Genomic DNA, 16698 nt, shown 5'->3' on the forward strand with positions numbered 1-16698 from the left:
GGCCATGACCGCCAAGGCACTTGAGGGCATCCGCGTCCTCGACATGACGCATGTCCAGTCCGGACCCTCCGCGACCCAACTGCTGGCCTGGCTCGGCGCCGACGTCGTCAAGCTGGAGGCGCCGACCGGTGACATCACGCGCAAGCAGTTGCGCGACCTCCCGGACGTCGACTCCCTCTACTTCACGATGCTCAACTGCAACAAGCGCAGCATCACCCTCAACACGAAGACCGAGCGCGGCAAGCAGATCCTGACCGAGCTGATCCGGCGCTCCGACGTCATGGTGGAGAACTTCGGGCCGGGCGCGGTCGACCGTATGGGGTTCACCTGGGATCGCATACAGGAGATCAATCCCCGGATCGTGTATGCGTCCATCAAGGGCTTCGGGGACGGCCCGTACACCGACTTCAAGGCGTACGAAGTGGTCGCGCAGGCGATGGGCGGGTCGATGTCGACCACCGGCTTCGAGGACGGGCCACCGCTGGCCACGGGCGCCCAGATCGGTGACTCGGGCACCGGAGTGCATACAGTAGCCGGGATACTGGCGGCACTCTTCCAGCGGGAGAGCACCGGGCGCGGTCAGCGGGTCAACGTGGCCATGCAGCATGCCGTGCTGAACCTCTGCCGGGTGAAGCTGCGCGATCAGCAGCGGCTGGCGCACGGGCCGCTCGCCGAGTACCCGAACGAGGACTTCGGGGACGAGGTGCCCCGCTCGGGCAACGCGTCCGGCGGCGGCCAGCCCGGCTGGGCGGTCAAGTGCGCGCCGGGCGGCCCGAACGACTACGTGTACGTCATCGTGCAGCCGGTCGGCTGGCGGCCGCTGACCGAGCTGATCGGCCGGCCCGAGCTGGCCGAGGACCCGGAGTGGGCGACTCCGGAGGCGCGGTTGCCGCAGCTCGCCAAGATGTTCCAGCTCATCGAGGAGTGGTCGGCCACGCTGCCCAAGTGGGAGGTGCTGGAGCGGCTCAACGCCCACAACATCCCGTGCGGGCCGATCCTGTCGACCAGGGAGATCATCGAGGACGCCTCGCTGGTCGCCAACGAGATGGTCGTGACGGTGCCGCACCCCGAGCGCGGCGAGTTCGTCACCGTGGGCAGCCCGCTCAAGCTCTCCGACTCCCCGGTGGACGTGACCAGTTCACCCCTGCTCGGCGAGCACAACGAAGAGGTCTACATCGGCGAACTCGGTCTCGGTGACGAAGAGTTGCGCCTGCTCAAGACGGACGGGGTGATCTGACGTGATGGCAGAGGACCGGACCCTGAGGGTGCGCGCCCTGCTCGACTCCGTGCGGGCCGAGGGGCGGCTCGCGCTCACCGCGCCCGAGGGCAAGGTGATCGCCGACGCGTACGGGATCGCCGTACCGGGCGAGGAGTTGGCGACGGACGTCGACGAGGCCGTCGCGTACGCGGCGCGCTTCGACGGGCCCGTGGTGATGAAGATCGTCTCGCCCGACATCCTGCACAAGACCGACGCCGGAGGGGTGGTCGTCGGGGTCGAGGGCGCGGCGGACGTACGGGCCGCGTTCCACAGGATCGTCGACAACGCGCGCGCCTACGACGCGCAGGCCCGCATCGAGGGCGTCCAGGTACAGGAGTTGCTGCCGCAGGGGCAGGAGGTCATCGTCGGCGCGGTGACCGACCCGACGTTCGGGAAGGTGGTCGCGTTCGGGCTCGGCGGGGTGCTGGTCGAGGTCCTCAAGGACGTGACGTTCCGGCTCGCGCCGGTGAGCGCGGACGAGGCCCTGTCCATGCTGGACTCGATCCGGGCGGCGGAGATCCTGCGCGGGGTGCGCGGCGCACCGGCCGTCGACCGCTGGGCGATCGCGGAGCAGATCCGCCGGGTGTCCCAACTGGTCGCGGATTTCCCGGAGATCGCGGAGGTGGACCTCAATCCGGTGATCGCGACCCCGGAGGGTGCCGTAGCGGCGGACATCCGCGTCATCCTCGCCGAGTCGCAGCCGGTACCTCGTCGACGGTATACACGCGACGAGATCCTGACGACCATGCGTCGGCTGATGGAGCCCACCTCGGTCGCGGTGATCGGTGCCTCCAACGAGCAGGGCAAGATCGGCAATTCGGTGATGCGCAACCTCGTCGACGGCGGTTTCGCCGGCGAGATCCATCCGGTGAACCCCAAGGCCGATGACATCCTCGGCCGCAAGGCGTACAAGAGTGTCACGGACGTTCCCGGTGAGGTGGATGTGGCCGTCTTCGCCATTCCCGCCAAGTTCGTGGCAGCGGCACTGGAGGAGGTGGGACGCAAGAACATCCCCAACGCCGTCCTCATCCCCTCCGGGTTCGCCGAGACGGGCGAGGTCCAACTCCAGGACGAGATAGTCGAGATCGCCGAGCGCTACGGCATCCGGCTGCTCGGGCCGAACATCTACGGCTACTACTCGACCTGGCAGGATCTGTGCGCCACGTTCTGCACGCCTTACGACGTGAAGGGCGGGGTGGCGCTGACCTCGCAGTCCGGTGGCATCGGCATGGCCATCCTGGGCTTCGCGCGGACCACGAAGACGGGTGTGTCCGCGATCGTCGGGCTCGGCAACAAGTCGGACCTGGACGAGGACGACCTGCTGACCTGGTTCGGCGAGGACCCGCACACCGAGTGCATCGCGATGCACCTGGAGGACCTCAAGGACGGGCGGGCGTTCGTCGAAGCGGCCCGAAAGACCGTGCCCCGTAAGCCGGTTGTGGTGCTGAAGGCCGGCCGTACGGCGGCCGGCGCGAAGGCCGCGGGCTCGCACACGGGCGCGCTGGCCGGCGACGACGCCGTCTACGAGGACATCCTGAGGCAGGCCGGTGTCATCCGTGCCCCCGGGCTCAACGACATGCTGGAGTACGCGCGCGGACTGCCGGTGCTGCCCGCCCCCAAGGGCGACAACATCGTCATCATCACCGGCGCGGGCGGCAGCGGTGTGCTGCTCTCCGACGCGGTGACCGACAACGGCCTCTCCCTGATGGAGATTCCGCCGGATCTCGACGCGTCCTTCCGGGAGTTCATCCCGCCCTTCGGGGCCGCGGGCAACCCGGTCGACATCACCGGGGGCGAGCCGCCGTCGACGTACGAGGCGACGATCCGGCTCGGTCTGGAGGACCCGCGCATCCACGCACTGGTCCTCGGCTACTGGCACACCATCGTCACTCCCCCGATGGTCTTCGCGGAACTCACCGCCCGCGTGGTGGCCGAGTTCAGGGAACGCGGCATCGAGAAGCCGGTGGTGGCGTCGCTCGCGGGTGACGTGGAGGTCGAGGAGGCCTGCCAGTACCTGTACGAGCGCGGGGTGGTGGCGTACCCGTACACGACGGAGAAGCCGGTGGCCGTGCTGGGCGCGAAGTACCGATGGGCGCGTGCGGCAGGCCTGTTGGGCGGTGGTTCATGACATAGGCGATCACGGGGTCGGCCGACAGTGCGGTCGGCCGACCCCGGGACCCGTGCGCACACGAAAGGCATTGGACAGGGGGCGCTGGCCAGAACTTTCGACGCAAGGGGCACTGAGCGATGGCAACAACGGACTGTTCGACGTCCGTCCCTTTCAGGGAGGTGACGGACCGTCACGGCCGCGTGTACCGCATCGGTGAATCCGATGTCGACATCATGGGCCGTACCCGCAGGTGGATGGTCGTCCTGCCCTGGGTGGGCATGATGGGCATCAGCTCCGCCGAGTACGCGTTCACGTCGGCGGAGGACACGCTCCATGACGCGCATCTGTGGAGCGGCGGGCACATCTTCTGGCTGATGGGCGTCTGGGTGTTCTTCCAGGCGGCCGTGGCCTTCCCGGCCGGACAACTGCGCGAGAGCGGCAGACTCCCGGCCCGTACGGCCATGTTGATCGGCGCGCTCGGCACCCTGCTGGGCTATCTGGCGCTGGCCTTCGCACCGAACGTGCTCGTCGCCTATCTCGGCTTCGGCATGTGCAGCGGTATCGGCGCCGGTCTTGTGTATGCGACCTGCGTGAACATGGTCGGCAAGTGGTATCCGGAGCGCAAGGGCGGCAAGACGGGCTTCGTCAACGGCGGATTCGCCTACGGGTCCGTGCCGTTCGTGTTCCTGTTCACCTCGGTGCTCGACCTGGGCAACTACAAGGTGCTGCTCAGCATGGTCGGCGTCGGGCTGTGTCTGGTGGTGGCCTGCGCGGGCTGGTTCTTCCGCGATCCGCCCAAGAACTGGTGGCCCGCGCAGGTCGATCCGCTCACGGCCGCCCAAGACCCCAGGATCCGGCGGGCGTTGGAGAAGAACCCGCCGGCGATCAAGCAGTACACCCCCAAGGAGGCCGCCCGCACACCCGTGCTCTGGATGATGTGGTTCTGTCTGCTGTGCACGGCCGGAATCAATATCTTCGGCATCGCCTTCCAGGTGCCGTTCGGCAAGGACATGGGCTTCGCGGGCGGGATCGTGGCCACAGCGATGTCCCTCAAGGCGATCGTGAACGGCACCGGGCGCGGTGTCATCGGCTGGATCTCCGACCGTTTCGGCCGCCGCCACACGCTGATCATCGTCTGTCTCGTGCTCGGCACCGCGCAGTTCGGGGTGCTGGTCTCGGGCCAGATGGGCAGCATGCCGTTCTTCCTGTTCTGCTCCATGGTCTCCGGTTTCGGCGGCGGGGCGATCTTCCCGCTGTTCGCGGCCATGACGGCGGACTACTTCGGTGAGAACAACAACGCCAGTAATTACGGGATGGTCTACAGCTCGAAGCTGATCTCGGGGCTCGTCGGCTCCGGTCTGGGCGCGGTCGTCGTCGGTGAGTGGGACTACCACGGCGCGTTCGTCCTGGCCGGTTCCGTGGGCCTGGCCTCCGCCGTGCTGGCGCTCTTCCTCAAGGCTCCGGGCAGGCCCAGCGCCCGGCGCATCGTCCCCAACCCGCACCCGCTCGGCGAGGAGATGGCGTGACATGACCGCAGATCCCATCACCACGAACGATTCCGGCGCCGCGAACCGTCCCTACCGTGAAGTGACCGACGCCAACGGCCGTGTCTACCGCGTCGGCGAGACCGACCGGGACCTCCTCGGCCACTCACGCAAGATCATGGTCTATCTGCCGTGGATCGCCATGATGGCGATCAGTGTCTTCGAGTACGCGTACGGCTCGGCGGAGGACACCCTGTCCAGCGCGCACGGCTGGACGCAGAGCAACACCTTCTGGATCCTGAGCGTCTGGGTCTTCTTCCAGGCCGGTATCGCCTTCCCGGCGGGCTGGATGCGGGAGAAGGGCATCCTGACGGCCCGCAGGGCGATGTACGTCGGCTCGGTGCTGTGCGTCCTCGGCTTCCTCGCGCTGTCGCACCTGGACAACGTGTGGCTGGCGATCATCGGCTTCGGTGTCATCGGCGGTGTCGGCGCCGGACTGGTCTACGCGACCTGCATCAACATGGTCGGCAAGTGGTTCCCCGAACGGCGGGGCGCCCGCACCGGGTTCGTCAACGGCGGCTTCGCCTACGGCTCGCTGCCGTTCATCTTCATCTTCAACTACGCCTTCGACACCGGGAATTACCACCGGGTCCTGGATCTGATCGGCTGTTACATCCTGATCGTGGTGTTCGGGTGCGCGTTCTTCTTCAAGGACCCGCCGAAGAACTGGTGGCCCGCCGACATCGACCCGCTGACCTACGGCGGCAACGCCAAGAGCGCGACGAGCCTCGCCAAGAACCCGCCCGCCGTACGGCAGTTCACCCCCAAGGAGGCCATACGCACCGGCATGCTGCCCCTGATGTGGCTGTCGATCGTGCTGACCGCCGGTGTGTCGATCTTCGGGATCTCCTTCCAGGTCGACTTCGCCAAGGAGGTGGGCTTCGGCCCGCTGGTGGCGGCCTCGTCGATGGGCATCATGGCCGTCATCAACGGCATCGGCCGCGCGGTGGTCGGCTGGCTGTCGGACCTGTGGGGCCGCAAACTCACCCTGGTCTTCGTCATCCTGGTGCTGGGTCTGGCCCAGTTCGGCGTGATCTGGGCCGGTCATCTGCGCAGTGAATGGCTGTTCCTGTTCTTCGCCTTCCTCTCCGGCTTCGGCGGCGGCGCCTTCTACCCGATGTTCGCCGCCCTCACCCCGGACTACTTCGGCGAGAACTTCAACGCCACCAACTACGGCCTGGTGTACAGCGGAAAGCTGGTCAGCGGCCTGTTCGGCGGCGGCCTCGGCTCCATGGTGGTCGCGGCCTGGGGCTACAACGGCGCGTACGCGCTGGCCGGCGGCGTCTCGATGGTGGCAGCGGCCATCGCCCTGTTCCTACACCAACCGGGCCGCGAGGACAGGGAATCGGCCCCACTTCCCCAACCCCAGCCCGCGACCTGACAGTTCACACCGACACGCCGCACATCGGATGGCCCTCCCGGGCGGGAGGGCCATGCGGCACTGCCTGACATCGCCTGCGTCGGCGCGGATGTGAAACGGTGTGCCCCGTGCCGGAGATGACGAGCGGGTTGGCGGCGGCCTTGGCCCGGGTGGGGACGGCGGCCGCCGTAAGGCTCATCGCTCTCGCGGTTGCCCGGGCCGACGACAATCAGGCCGACTGGTTGCACACCGGCGTGCACGACGCCTCCGACGGCGCATCACAGGCCCGGTGACACCACCCCTACGAACGCTCGGGCTTCTCGCGCTCGTGGTACGACCGCCGGGTGTGCTCGGTGTGTTCGCGCATCAGCAGGCTCGCGCGCAGCTCGTCGCGGGCCGCGATCGCGTCGATCAGGGTGCGGTGCTCGATCCAGGACTTCAGGCCGCGCTGGCGGGCCACCGGCGTGTAGTACCAGCGGACCCGGCGGTCGACCTGTGCGGCGAGTTCGGCGAGGACCGCGTTGCCGGCCAGCTCCATGACCTTCGCGTGGAAGCGGGCGTTCATGGCGACGGCGGCGTCCACGTCGTCCGCGTCGACGGCCCGCTCGCCCTCCGCGCACAGCTCCTCCAGGACGGCGATACCGGCGCTGCCCGCGTTGGCGGCGGCGAGCCGGGCGGCCTCGGCCTCCAACAGCGTGCGTACGGTGAGGAGTTGGTCCGCCTCCTCCTCCGTCGGCTCGTGCACGAACGCGCCCTGCGCGGGCCGCAGATCGACCCAGCCCTCGGTGTTGAGCCGCTGCAGCGCCTCCCGCACGGGCTGCCGGGACACCCCGAGGTGCCCGGCGAGTTCGCTCTCGACGAGATGCTGGCCGGGCTGCAGGGCGCGCGTGGTGATGAGTTCGAGCAGTGCCTCGTAGACGCGGTCGCGCAGCGGGCCCGGGCGTTCGAGCTTGGGCACCGCCCCCTGCGGCAGTCCTGCGGACAACATCGCGGTCCCCCTCCTTGACGGCATCCTGCTGTGTGCATACCGGAAAGCCAGTATGGATTGTCTTTCGTCTACAGTCTACGGCGCACAGTAGCCAGGGGGAGCGTGCGTCGGTCTCGTCACATCCGAACGTGTGCGCAGGTCACGGGCACCGGACGACCTGGCCGGCGTAGGACAGGTTCCCGCCGAAGCCGAACAGCAGGACGGGGTCGCCGGTGCGGACGGCACCTTGTTCGACGAGTTTCGAGAACGCGAGGGGGATGCTCGCGGCGGAGGTGTTGCCCGATTGGACGACATCGCGGGCGACGACCGCGTTGACGGCGCCGATCTTCTCGGCGAGGGGCTCGATGATGCGCAGGTTCGCCTGGTGGAGGACGACCCCGGCGAGGTCGGCGGGGGTCAGCCCGGCCTTCTCGCAGGCCTTGCGGGCGATCGGCGGGAGCTGGGTGGTGGCCCAGCGGTAGACGCTCTGGCCCTCCTGCGCGAACCGCGGGGGCGTGCCCTCGATCCGTACCGCGTTCCCCATCTCGGGCACCGAACCCCACAGCACCGGTCCGATGCCGGGTTGGTCGGCGGCCTCGACGACGGCGGCGCCCGCTCCGTCGCCGACGAGGACACAGGTCGTACGGTCGCTCCAGTCGGTGACCTCGGACATCTTGTCGGCGCCGATGACCAGGGCCCGGGTGGCCGCTCCCGCGCGGACGGTGTGGTCGGCGGTGGCCAGGGCGTGGGTGAAGCCGGCGCACACCACGTTGACGTCCATGGCGGCGGGCGAGGGGATGCCGAGGCGGGCGGCGACGCGGGCGGCCATGTTCGGGGAGCGGTCGATGGCCGTGGAGGTGGCGACCAGGACCAGGTCGATGTCCCGGGGCGTCAGGCCGGCGGCGGCGAGAGCCTTGGCGGCGGCGTGCGCGGCCAGCTCGTCGACCGGTTCGTCGGGCCCGGCGATGTGACGGGTACGGATGCCCACCCGGGAGGTGATCCACTCGTCACTGGTGTCGACCATGCCCGCCAGGTCCTCGTTGGTGAGTACCTTGGCGGGCTGGTAATGGCCGACGGCGGCGATCCGCGTGCCGTTCATGGGTGGTCCCCCTCGTTGCCTTGGGTAGCGGGATCCACCAGTCTTGCCAGTGACTCGCGGGTACGGCGTCAGGTGATGCCACAGGAAACAGCCGTCCGGGTTGTCGGCTTCTGTCATCCGTCCCGCGGTTGACGGCGGGGAGGGGACATTCAGCCGGTGAACAGTTGCTTCGCCTTGAGAATCAGTTCGTACAGCCCGTACACGAGGGGTGCGCCCACCCAGAGCCAGGCGAAGGCGATCAGCGGTCGCCGGTCAGGCGGACTCTGACTGGTGTCGTTCGACATCGACGGCCTCCCTCTGGGCGGGGATGTGGTGGCGGGCGTTGACGGGCCGGACGAGTTCGTTGGCGACGAAGCCGACGACGAGCAGCCCGATCATGATCAGGAAGGAGGTGTCGTACAGGGAGGCGCCGTGTTTGCCGGCGTCCTTCTGGTGGTCGGCGATCCAGTTCACGATCAGTGGGCCGAGCACGCCGGCGAGGGACCAGGCGGTGAGGAGCCGGCCGTGGATCGCGCCGACCTGGTAGGTCCCGAAGAGGTCCTTCAGATAGGCGGGCACGGTCGCGAAGCCGCCGCCGTAGAAGGAGAGGATCACCAGCGCGCACAGGATGAACAGCGGTTTCGAGGAGTCGCCGAACAGCGCGATGAGCGCGTACATGATCGCGCCGACGCCCAGGTAGAGGCGGTAGATGTTCTTGCGTCCGATCAGGTCGGAGGTCGACGACCAGCCGATACGGCCCGCCATGTTGGCCGCCGAGAGCAGGGCGACGAAACCGGCGGCGGCCGACACCGAGACCGGCGTCGAGGTGTCCGCGAAGAAGTCCGTGATCATCGGGGCGGCCTTCTCCAGGATGCCGATGCCCGCGGTCACGTTCATGCACAGGACGACCCACAGGCACCAGAACTGCGGGGTGCGCACGGCGCTGTTGGCGGAGACCTGCACGCCGGTCAGGACACTGGGGGCGTTCTCGACGGGCTTGTCCGTGCGCGGCACCCGCACCAGGAGGACGCCGAGCGTCATGAAGACGGCGTACGACAACCCGAGCACGAGGAACGCCTGCGCGATGCCGGTGTTGTCGGAGCCGAACGACTTCAGCATCTGGGCGGACCACGGGGAGGCGATGAGGGCGCCGCCACCGAAGCCCATGATGGCGATGCCGGTGGCCATGCCGGGCCGGTCCGGGAACCACTTGATCAGGGTGGAGACCGGTGAGATGTAGCCGATGCCGAGGCCGATCCCGCCGACGAAGCCGTAACCGAGGACGATCAGCCAGAACTGCTTGGTCTCCGCACCCAGCGCGGAGATCAGGAAGCCGGAGGAGAAGCAGATGAGGGCGACGGTCATCGCCCAGCGCGGCCCGTTGCGTTCGACTAGCGTGCCGCCGAACGCGGCCGACAGACCGAGCATCACGATCGCGAGCTGGAAGGGCAGCGCGCTCTGCGTGCCGCTGAGGTTCAGTGAGGATTCGAGCGGCGGCTTGAAGACGCTCCAGGCATAGGCCTGGCCGATGGAGAGATGCACCGAGAGGGCGGCGGGCGGAACCAGCCAGCGGCTCCACGCCGGAGGTGCTACTGGGGGACTCATGATCCCGGACGGTAGGCAGTGGTACGGGAGTTGAGAAGGCGGCGCGTCGACCGTATGCGATGAGCGGTATGCAGTCTGCGCCGAACGGTCCCTGCCGGAACGGTCTCCGCCGGAACGGACCCTACCGGAACAGCCCTTGCGGACGTTCGCTGTCCGAACCCTTGTCGCCCTCGACTCCATACTGTAGACAATATTTCGTCGACACTGTTCGGCTGCCGTCCGCACCGGCCTCGTCGACCGGACGGCAGCCACCTCCGCGGTACTCCCTCGACCGAACGGAGACTCTCCAGTGAAAGTCGCAGTCCTCGGCGCCGGAGCGATCGGCGCCTATGTCGGAGCCGCGCTGCACCGTGCGGGCGCCGATGTGCATCTCGTCGCCCGTGGACCGCATCTCGCGGCCATGAGGCAGCACGGTGTCCAAGTGCTCAGCCCGCGGGGCGACTTCACCGCCCGCGTCCACGCCACCGACGACCCCGCCGAGATCGGCCCGGCCGACTTCGTCCTCCTCGGCCTGAAGGCCAACTCGTACGCGGCGTGCGGGCCGCTGATCGAGCCCCTGCTGCACGACACCACGGCGGTCGTGGCCGCCCAGAACGGCATCCCGTGGTGGTACTTCCACGCGCACGGCGGCCCCTACGACGGGCAGCGCGTCGAAAGTGTGGACCCGGACGGCGCGGTCAGTGCGGTGCTCGCGCCCGAACGGGCCGTCGGCTGTGTCGTCTACGCGGCGACGGAGCTGGCGGGGCCGGGAGTTGTCCGCCATCTCGAAGGCACCCGGTTCTCTATCGGGGAGCCCGACCGGAGCATCTCGGCACGCTGCCTGGCGCTGAGCGAGGCCATGCAGGCCGGCGGGCTGAAGTGTCCGGTCGAGCCGGAGCTGCGCAACGACATCTGGCTCAAGCTGCTCGGCAACATCTCGTTCAACCCGATCAGCGCGCTGGCCCGGGCCACCATGCGGCAGATGTGCCTGCACGGCGGTACCCGCAAGGTCATCGAGATCATGATGACCGAGACGCTCTCCGTCGCCGAGGCCCTGGGCTGCGAGGTCGGCGTCTCCATCGAACGGCGGCTCGCGGGCGCGGAACGCGTCGGCGACCACCGCACCTCCACGCTCCAGGATCTGGAGCGCGGCAAACCGCTCGAACTCGACGTACTCCTCGCGGCCGTCGTCGAGTTGGCGGAGATCACCGGCGTGGAGGTGCCCACCCTGCGCACCGTGCACGCCATCTCGGACCTGCTCGCGCTGAGGAGTGCCGCATGAGGAGTGTCGTATGAGGAAACGCGACCGGACCCCGAAGACCTACACCCGACTCACCCACCCCCTCGTCCGCGACTCCCGCAACGAGCCCTTCCGGCAGGCCACTTGGGACGAGGCCCTGGACCGGGCCGCCCGGGGTCTGGCGGCGGCGCGCGGATCGTTCGGCATGTTCTCCTGCGCCCGCGCGACCAACGAGATGAACTATGTGGCGCAGAAGTTCGCCCGGGTCGTCATGGGCACCAACAACGTCGACTCCTGCAACCGGACGTGTCACGCCCCGAGCGTGGCGGGCCTGTCGGCCGCCTTCGGCTCGGGCGGCGGGACCTCGTCGTACGAGGAGATCGAGCACACCGACGTCATCGTGATGTGGGGTTCCAACGCCCGCTTCGCGCACCCGATCTTCTTCCAGCACGTGCTGAAGGGGATACACAACGGGGCCCGGATGTACGCGGTCGACCCGCGCCGTACGTCGACCGCCGAGTGGGCGGAGAGCTGGCTCGGGCTCAATGTGGGCACGGACATCCCGATGGCGCACGCGATCGGCCGCGAGATCATCCACGCGGGGCTGGTCAACGAGGCGTTCGTCGAGCGGGCGACCTCCGGTTTCGAGGAGTACCGGGCCCTCGTCGAGCCGTGGACGCCGTCCCTCGCGGAGAAGGTGACGGGCGTACCGGCCGCCGCCATAAGGGAGTTGGCGCACGCCTACGCCCGCGCGGAGCGGGCCCAACTGTGCTGGACGCTGGGGATCACCGAGCACCACAACGGCACGGACAACGTGCGCGCGTTGATCAACCTGTCGCTGCTGACCGGCCATGTGGGGCGCTACGCCAGCGGGTTGCAGCCCCTGCGCGGTCAGAACAACGTGCAGGGCGGCGGCGACATGGGCGCGATCCCCAACCGGCTGCCCGGCTTCCAGGACATCCTCGACCCGGACGCGCGGGCGAAGTTCGAGTCGGCCTGGGACACCGTCGTCGAGCCGCACTACGGACTGAACCTCACCGAGATGTTCGAGGCGATGGAGGAGGGCTCGCTCAGGGCGGTCTACTGCATCGGCGAGAACCCCGCCCAGTCGGAGGCGGACAGTGAGCAGGCCGTGCGCCGGATGTCGGCGCTCGACTTCCTCGTCGTCCAGGACATCTTCCTGACGAAGACAGCTGAGTTGGCGGACGTGGTCCTGCCCGCCACCGCCGGTTGGGCGGAGACCGAGGGCACGACGACCAACAGCGAGCGGCGTGTTCAGCGGGTACGGCGGGCCGTCGCCCCGCCCGGTGAGGCCCGCGAGGACATCGACATCATCTGCGCGCTGGCGCGGCGGCTCGGGCACGAGTGGAAGTACGACGACGCCGAGGCCGTGTGGAACGAACTGCGGTCGCTGTCACCGGATCACCACGGGATGACCTACGCACGCCTGGAGGAGCAGCAGGGCATCCAGTGGCCGTGTCCGAGCACCGAGGAGCTCGAACCGACGTATCTGCACGGCCGGTTGTGGGAGAGCGACCCGGGGCGGCGGGGTGTGCGTGCGCCGTTCGGGCTGGTCCAGCACGATCCGCCGGTCGACCTGACGGACGAGGAGTACCCGATCCGGCTGACGACCGGGCGGCGGCTGGACTCGTACAACACCGGTGTGCAGAGCGGGAGTTTCGCGTCCCCGCTGCGGCGTGGCGAGTTCGTCGAGCTGTGTCCGGAGGACGCCGAGCGGTACGGGGTCGTGGTCGGTGAGGAGGTGCGGGTGTCCTCGCGGCGCGGGGCGGTGGTGGCGCCGGTCTGGGTGGACACGGCATTGCGGCCGGGGCTCGCCTTCATGACCATGCATTTTCCCGACGAGGTGGACACCAACCAGTTGACGATCGAGGCGAATTGCCCGATCGCGGGGACGGCGGAGTTCAAGGCGTCGGCGATCCGCATCGAGAAGCTTCCGGTCACGGCCTACGTGAGGTGACGCAAGTGGACCTGCACTTCGGCGACAGCAAGCCGACGGACGAGGAACGGGCCGCCGTGGACGCCCTGTTGGGGCCTCCGGAGTCCTCGTGGGAGGGCGCGGACCGTTCCGACGCCGATCTGCGCTGGGCGCGTGGCGGGCGCGAGGCGCGGGACCGGCGTGATCTGCTGCTGCCGGGGTTGCACGCGGTCAACGACCGGGTCGGCTGGATCAGCGAGGGCGCCCTCGCCTATCTGTGCCGGCGTCTGACGGTCCCGCCGGCGGAGGCGTACGGGGTCGCCACCTTCTACGCCCTGTTCTCGGTGCGGCCGCGTCCCTCGACCGTGCTGCACGTGTGCACCGACCTCGCGTGCACGGCTGCGGGCGCCGGCGAGTTGTGTGCCGGGGTCGAGTCGCGGCTCGGGCCCGGCAGTGGGGTCGCCGTGGAGCGCAGCCCCTGCCTGGGCCTGTGCGAACGCGCTCCGGCCGCCCTCGCGATGAGGGCCGGCGATCCGGTGCGTACGGCGGTGTCGGCACCGGCGACGGTCGAGGCCGCCGTCCTCGCGGCGACCGCGCCGGACTCGGCGCCGGAGGAACCGGCCGCGGCGGCGGCCGTTCCGCAGGCGGGCGACCCGGCGCTGACGCTGCTGCGGCGGGTCGGTGTCGTCGATCCGTCCTCGTTGGACGACTATCGCGCGCACGGCGGCTATACGGCCCTGCGGCGGGCCTTCGAGCTCGGTCCGGCCGGGGTCATCCGCGAGGTGACCGACTCCGGACTGGTCGGGCGTGGTGGCGCCGCCTTCCCCACCGGCCGCAAGTGGCAGGCCACGGCGTCCCAGCCCGACCGTCCGCACCATCTGGTGTGCAACGCCGACGAATCCGAGCCGGGCACCTTCAAGGACCGGGTGGTCATGGAGGGCGACCCGTACGCGCTGGTCGAGGCGATGACCGTGGCCGGGTACGCGACGGGCGCCCACCGGGGCTATCTGTATCTGCGCGGCGAGTATCCAAGAGCCGTACATCGTATGCAGCATGCCGTCGACCAGGCCCGCACGCGCGGGTTCCTCGGCGAGGACGTCCTCGGCCAGGGGTATGCGTTCGACATCGAGATCCGGCGCGGCGCGGGCGCGTACATCTGCGGTGAGGAGACCGCCCTCTTCAACTCGATCGAGGGCTACCGGGGCGAGCCCCGCTCGAAGCCGCCCTTCCCGGTCGAGAAGGGCCTGTTCGGGAAGCCGACGGTCGAGAACAACGTGGAGACGCTCGTCAACGTGCTGCCGATCCTGACCATGGGCGCACCCGCGTACGCGGCGATCGGCACCGGCGGGTCGACCGGCCCCAAGCTGTTCTGTGTGTCGGGCAGTGTCGACCGGCCGGGTGTCTACGAGCTGCCGTTCGGGGCGACGCTCGGCGAACTGCTGCAACTAGCCGGTGTCCGGCGGCGGTTGCGGGCAGTACTGCTCGGTGGGGCCGCCGGCGGTTTCGTACGGCCCGACGAACTCGACATCCCGCTGACCTTCGAGGGGACCCGGGCGGCGGGCACGACGCTCGGTTCGGGGGTCGTGATGGCGTTCGACGACACCGTGCCGCTGCCCCGGCTGCTGCTGCGGATCGCCGAGTTCTTCCGGGACGAGTCGTGCGGGCAGTGTGTGCCGTGCCGGGTCGGGACCGTACGGCAGGAGGAGGCGCTGCACCGCATCGTGGAGCGCACCGGAGCCGCCGCGGCCGACGACATCGCCCTGTTGCGGGAGGTCGGGCGGGCGATGCGGGACGCCTCGATCTGCGGTCTGGGGCAGACCGCGTGGAACGCCGTGGAATCCGCCGTAGACCGTCTGGGAGCGTACGAATGACCGCGATACCGCTGGGGATTCCGCGTCGGATGCTGGAGTTCACGATCGACGGGGAGCCGGTGCGCGCGCCCGAGGGCTCGACGGTCCTGGACGCCTGCCGGGCCGCCGGGAAGGATGTGCCGACCCTCTGCCAGGGCGACACGCTCGCCCCGAAGAACGCCTGCCGGGTGTGTGTCGTGGAGGTGGAGCGGGCCAGGACCCTCGTGCCCGCCTGCTCCCGCCGGGCCGAGCCCGGTATGGAGGTGCGGACGGACACCGAGCGGGCCCGGCACAGCCGCAAGGTCGTCCTCGAACTGCTCGCGTCCTCGGTCGACCTGTCGACGACGCCGAAGGCGGCCGAGTGGATGGAGGAGTACGGGGCGGAGCCGGACCGTTTCGGCCCGGACGCGGCCCGGCTCGGCGAGGAGCCGAGGGTCGACAACGAGCTGTATGTGCGTGACTACGACAAGTGCATCCTCTGCTACAAGTGCGTCGACGCGTGCGGCGAGCAGTGGCAGAACTCCTTCGCGATCTCCGTGGTGGGGCGCGGTTTCGACGCGCGGATCGCGGTCGAGCACGACGCGCCGCTGACCGACTCGGCGTGCGTGTACTGCGGGAACTGCGTCGAGGTGTGCCCGACCGGGGCGCTGTCGTTCAAGTCCGAGTTCGACATGCGCGCGGCGGGTACGTGGAACGAGTCGGCGCAGACCGAGACGACCACGGTGTGCGCGTACTGCGGAGTGGGCTGCAACCTCACGCTGCACGTGCAGGACAATGAGATCGTGAAGGTCACCTCGCCGCACGACAATCCGGTGACCCACGGCAACCTCTGCATCAAGGGCCGTTTCGGCTACCAGCACGTACAGAACCGGGGCTGATCAGGACATGGGACGAGTCACGGAACGACGCAAGGTGATCCGGATCCGGGACGGCGCGGTCTCCAGCCGCCCGGACACGCTGGTCGCCGAGGAACCCCTGGAGATCCGGCTCAACGGCAAGCCGCTGGCGATCACCATGCGCACACCGGGCGACGACTTCGCGCTCGCGGCCGGGTTCCTGGTCAGTGAGGGTGTACTGGCGACTGCATACGATCTGCAGAACATCGTGTACTGCGCGGGGGCGACGGTCGACGGCTCGAACTCGTACAACGTGGTGGACGTACGGACCTCCCCGGACGTGGTGATTCCCGACATCACGCTGGAGCGGAACGTGTACACGACGTCCTCGTGCGGTCTGTGCGGCAAGGCGAGCCTGGACGCGGTCCGTACGACGGCCCGCTGGCCCATCGCCGACACTCCCCCGGTCCGTGTCGAGCCCGCCCTGCTCGCGAGCCTCCCCGACCGGCTCCGCGCGGCCCAGCGGGTCTTCGACCGGACCGGGGGTCTGCACGCGGCGGCCCTGTTCAGCGAGGAGGGCGAGCTGCTGGACGTACGGGAGGACGTGGGCCGACACAACGCGGTCGACAAACTGGTCGGCCGCGCCCTGCAGAACGGTGATCTGCCGCTGTCCCGGGTGATCCTGCTGGTGTCGGGCCGGGCCTCGTTCGAGCTGGCGCAGAAGGCCGTGATGGCGGGCATCCCGGTGCTGGCCGCGGTGTCGGCGCCGTCGTCGCTGGCCGTGGACCTGGCGGTGGAGACAGGTCTGACCCTGGTGGGCTTCCTGCGGGGCGCCAACCTGAACGTGTACGCGGGCGAGGACCGCATCGCCCTGCGGGCCGCGGCCGCCCAGGGCTGAGGTCCCCGTCCCGCGGCACGGCGGCGGGGCCCCGGCC

General features: G+C 69.2%; 14 protein-coding genes. 10 read left to right on the forward strand and 4 right to left on the reverse strand.

All coding sequences use genetic code 11. From position 1 onward, the window contains the following. Positions 1 to 4 precede the first annotated feature (4 nt). The 5 genes from frc to ABZT04_RS28535 all read left to right on the forward strand — a co-directional run bounded on the left by frc (position 5) and on the right by ABZT04_RS28535 (position 6565). Positions 5 to 1237, forward strand: a complete 1233-nt coding sequence (gene frc, locus ABZT04_RS28515) for a formyl-CoA transferase (protein WP_356059845.1) — start codon at positions 5 to 7, stop codon at positions 1235 to 1237. Positions 1238 to 1241: 4 nt separating this feature from the next. Further along, positions 1242 to 3386, forward strand: coding sequence for an acetate--CoA ligase family protein (locus ABZT04_RS28520; RefSeq protein ID WP_356059846.1), 2145 nt, complete (start codon positions 1242 to 1244; stop codon positions 3384 to 3386). 119 nt (positions 3387 to 3505) lie between these two features. After that, entirely contained in the window at positions 3506 to 4894 is a 1389-nt protein-coding gene (locus ABZT04_RS28525) for an OFA family MFS transporter (RefSeq protein ID WP_356059847.1), read from the forward strand. Position 4895: 1 nt separating this feature from the next. Next, entirely contained in the window at positions 4896 to 6293 is a 1398-nt protein-coding gene (locus ABZT04_RS28530) for an OFA family MFS transporter (RefSeq protein WP_356059848.1), read from the forward strand. A 107-nt stretch (positions 6294 to 6400) separates the two neighbouring features. Further along, on the forward strand, positions 6401 to 6565 hold the full coding sequence (locus ABZT04_RS28535) for a hypothetical protein (RefSeq protein ID WP_356059849.1): 165 nt from the start codon (positions 6401 to 6403) through the stop codon (positions 6563 to 6565). An 8-nt stretch (positions 6566 to 6573) separates the two neighbouring features. Here ABZT04_RS28535 and ABZT04_RS28540 read toward each other — a convergent pair whose 3' ends face one another. The 4 genes from ABZT04_RS28540 to ABZT04_RS28555 all read right to left on the reverse strand — a co-directional run bounded on the left by ABZT04_RS28540 (position 6574) and on the right by ABZT04_RS28555 (position 9922). Beyond that, entirely contained in the window at positions 6574 to 7260 is a 687-nt protein-coding gene (locus tag ABZT04_RS28540) for a GntR family transcriptional regulator (protein WP_356059850.1), read from the reverse strand. Between the two features lie 139 nt (positions 7261 to 7399). Beyond that, positions 7400 to 8338, reverse strand: a complete 939-nt coding sequence (locus ABZT04_RS28545; RefSeq protein ID WP_356059851.1) for a beta-ketoacyl-ACP synthase III — start codon at positions 8336 to 8338, stop codon at positions 7400 to 7402. A gap of 149 nt (positions 8339 to 8487) precedes the next feature. Then, entirely contained in the window at positions 8488 to 8622 is a 135-nt protein-coding gene (locus ABZT04_RS28550) for a hypothetical protein (protein WP_267930280.1), read from the reverse strand. Further along, positions 8591 to 9922 carry an OFA family MFS transporter gene (locus tag ABZT04_RS28555; RefSeq protein WP_356059852.1) on the reverse strand — a complete coding sequence of 444 codons (1332 nt, stop codon included), beginning with the start codon at positions 9920 to 9922 and terminating at the stop codon, positions 8591 to 8593. The genes ABZT04_RS28550 and ABZT04_RS28555 overlap by 32 nt, the downstream gene beginning before the upstream one ends. Before the next feature lie 289 nt (positions 9923 to 10211). On the opposite strand from ABZT04_RS28555, the gene ABZT04_RS28560 reads away from it, so the two are divergent. From ABZT04_RS28560 to fdhD, 5 genes are read left to right on the forward strand one after another with little or no spacing between them, the layout of a single operon-like run. After that, positions 10212 to 11183, forward strand: a complete 972-nt coding sequence (locus ABZT04_RS28560; protein ID WP_356059853.1) for a 2-dehydropantoate 2-reductase — start codon at positions 10212 to 10214, stop codon at positions 11181 to 11183. A 10-nt stretch (positions 11184 to 11193) separates the two neighbouring features. Next, positions 11194 to 13119 (forward strand): molybdopterin-dependent oxidoreductase, encoded by a 1926-nt coding sequence (locus tag ABZT04_RS28565; RefSeq protein WP_356059854.1) that lies wholly within the window; start codon positions 11194 to 11196, stop codon positions 13117 to 13119. A 5-nt stretch (positions 13120 to 13124) separates the two neighbouring features. Next, complete coding sequence (locus ABZT04_RS28570; RefSeq protein ID WP_356059855.1) at positions 13125 to 14948, forward strand: NADH-ubiquinone oxidoreductase-F iron-sulfur binding region domain-containing protein; 1824 nt, start codon at positions 13125 to 13127, stop codon at positions 14946 to 14948. Then, positions 14945 to 15805 carry a 2Fe-2S iron-sulfur cluster-binding protein gene (locus ABZT04_RS28575; protein WP_356059856.1) on the forward strand — a complete coding sequence of 287 codons (861 nt, stop codon included), beginning with the start codon at positions 14945 to 14947 and terminating at the stop codon, positions 15803 to 15805. The genes ABZT04_RS28570 and ABZT04_RS28575 overlap by 4 nt, the downstream gene beginning before the upstream one ends. 7 nt (positions 15806 to 15812) lie before the next feature. Beyond that, positions 15813 to 16661: a formate dehydrogenase accessory sulfurtransferase FdhD gene (gene fdhD, locus ABZT04_RS28580; RefSeq protein ID WP_356059857.1), complete on the forward strand. Its 849-nt coding sequence runs from the start codon at positions 15813 to 15815 to the stop codon at positions 16659 to 16661. Positions 16662 to 16698 lie beyond the last annotated feature (37 nt).

This window comes from Streptomyces sp. NPDC005492 (genome assembly GCF_040605995.1).
GTDB lineage: Bacteria > Actinomycetota > Actinomycetes > Streptomycetales > Streptomycetaceae > Streptomyces.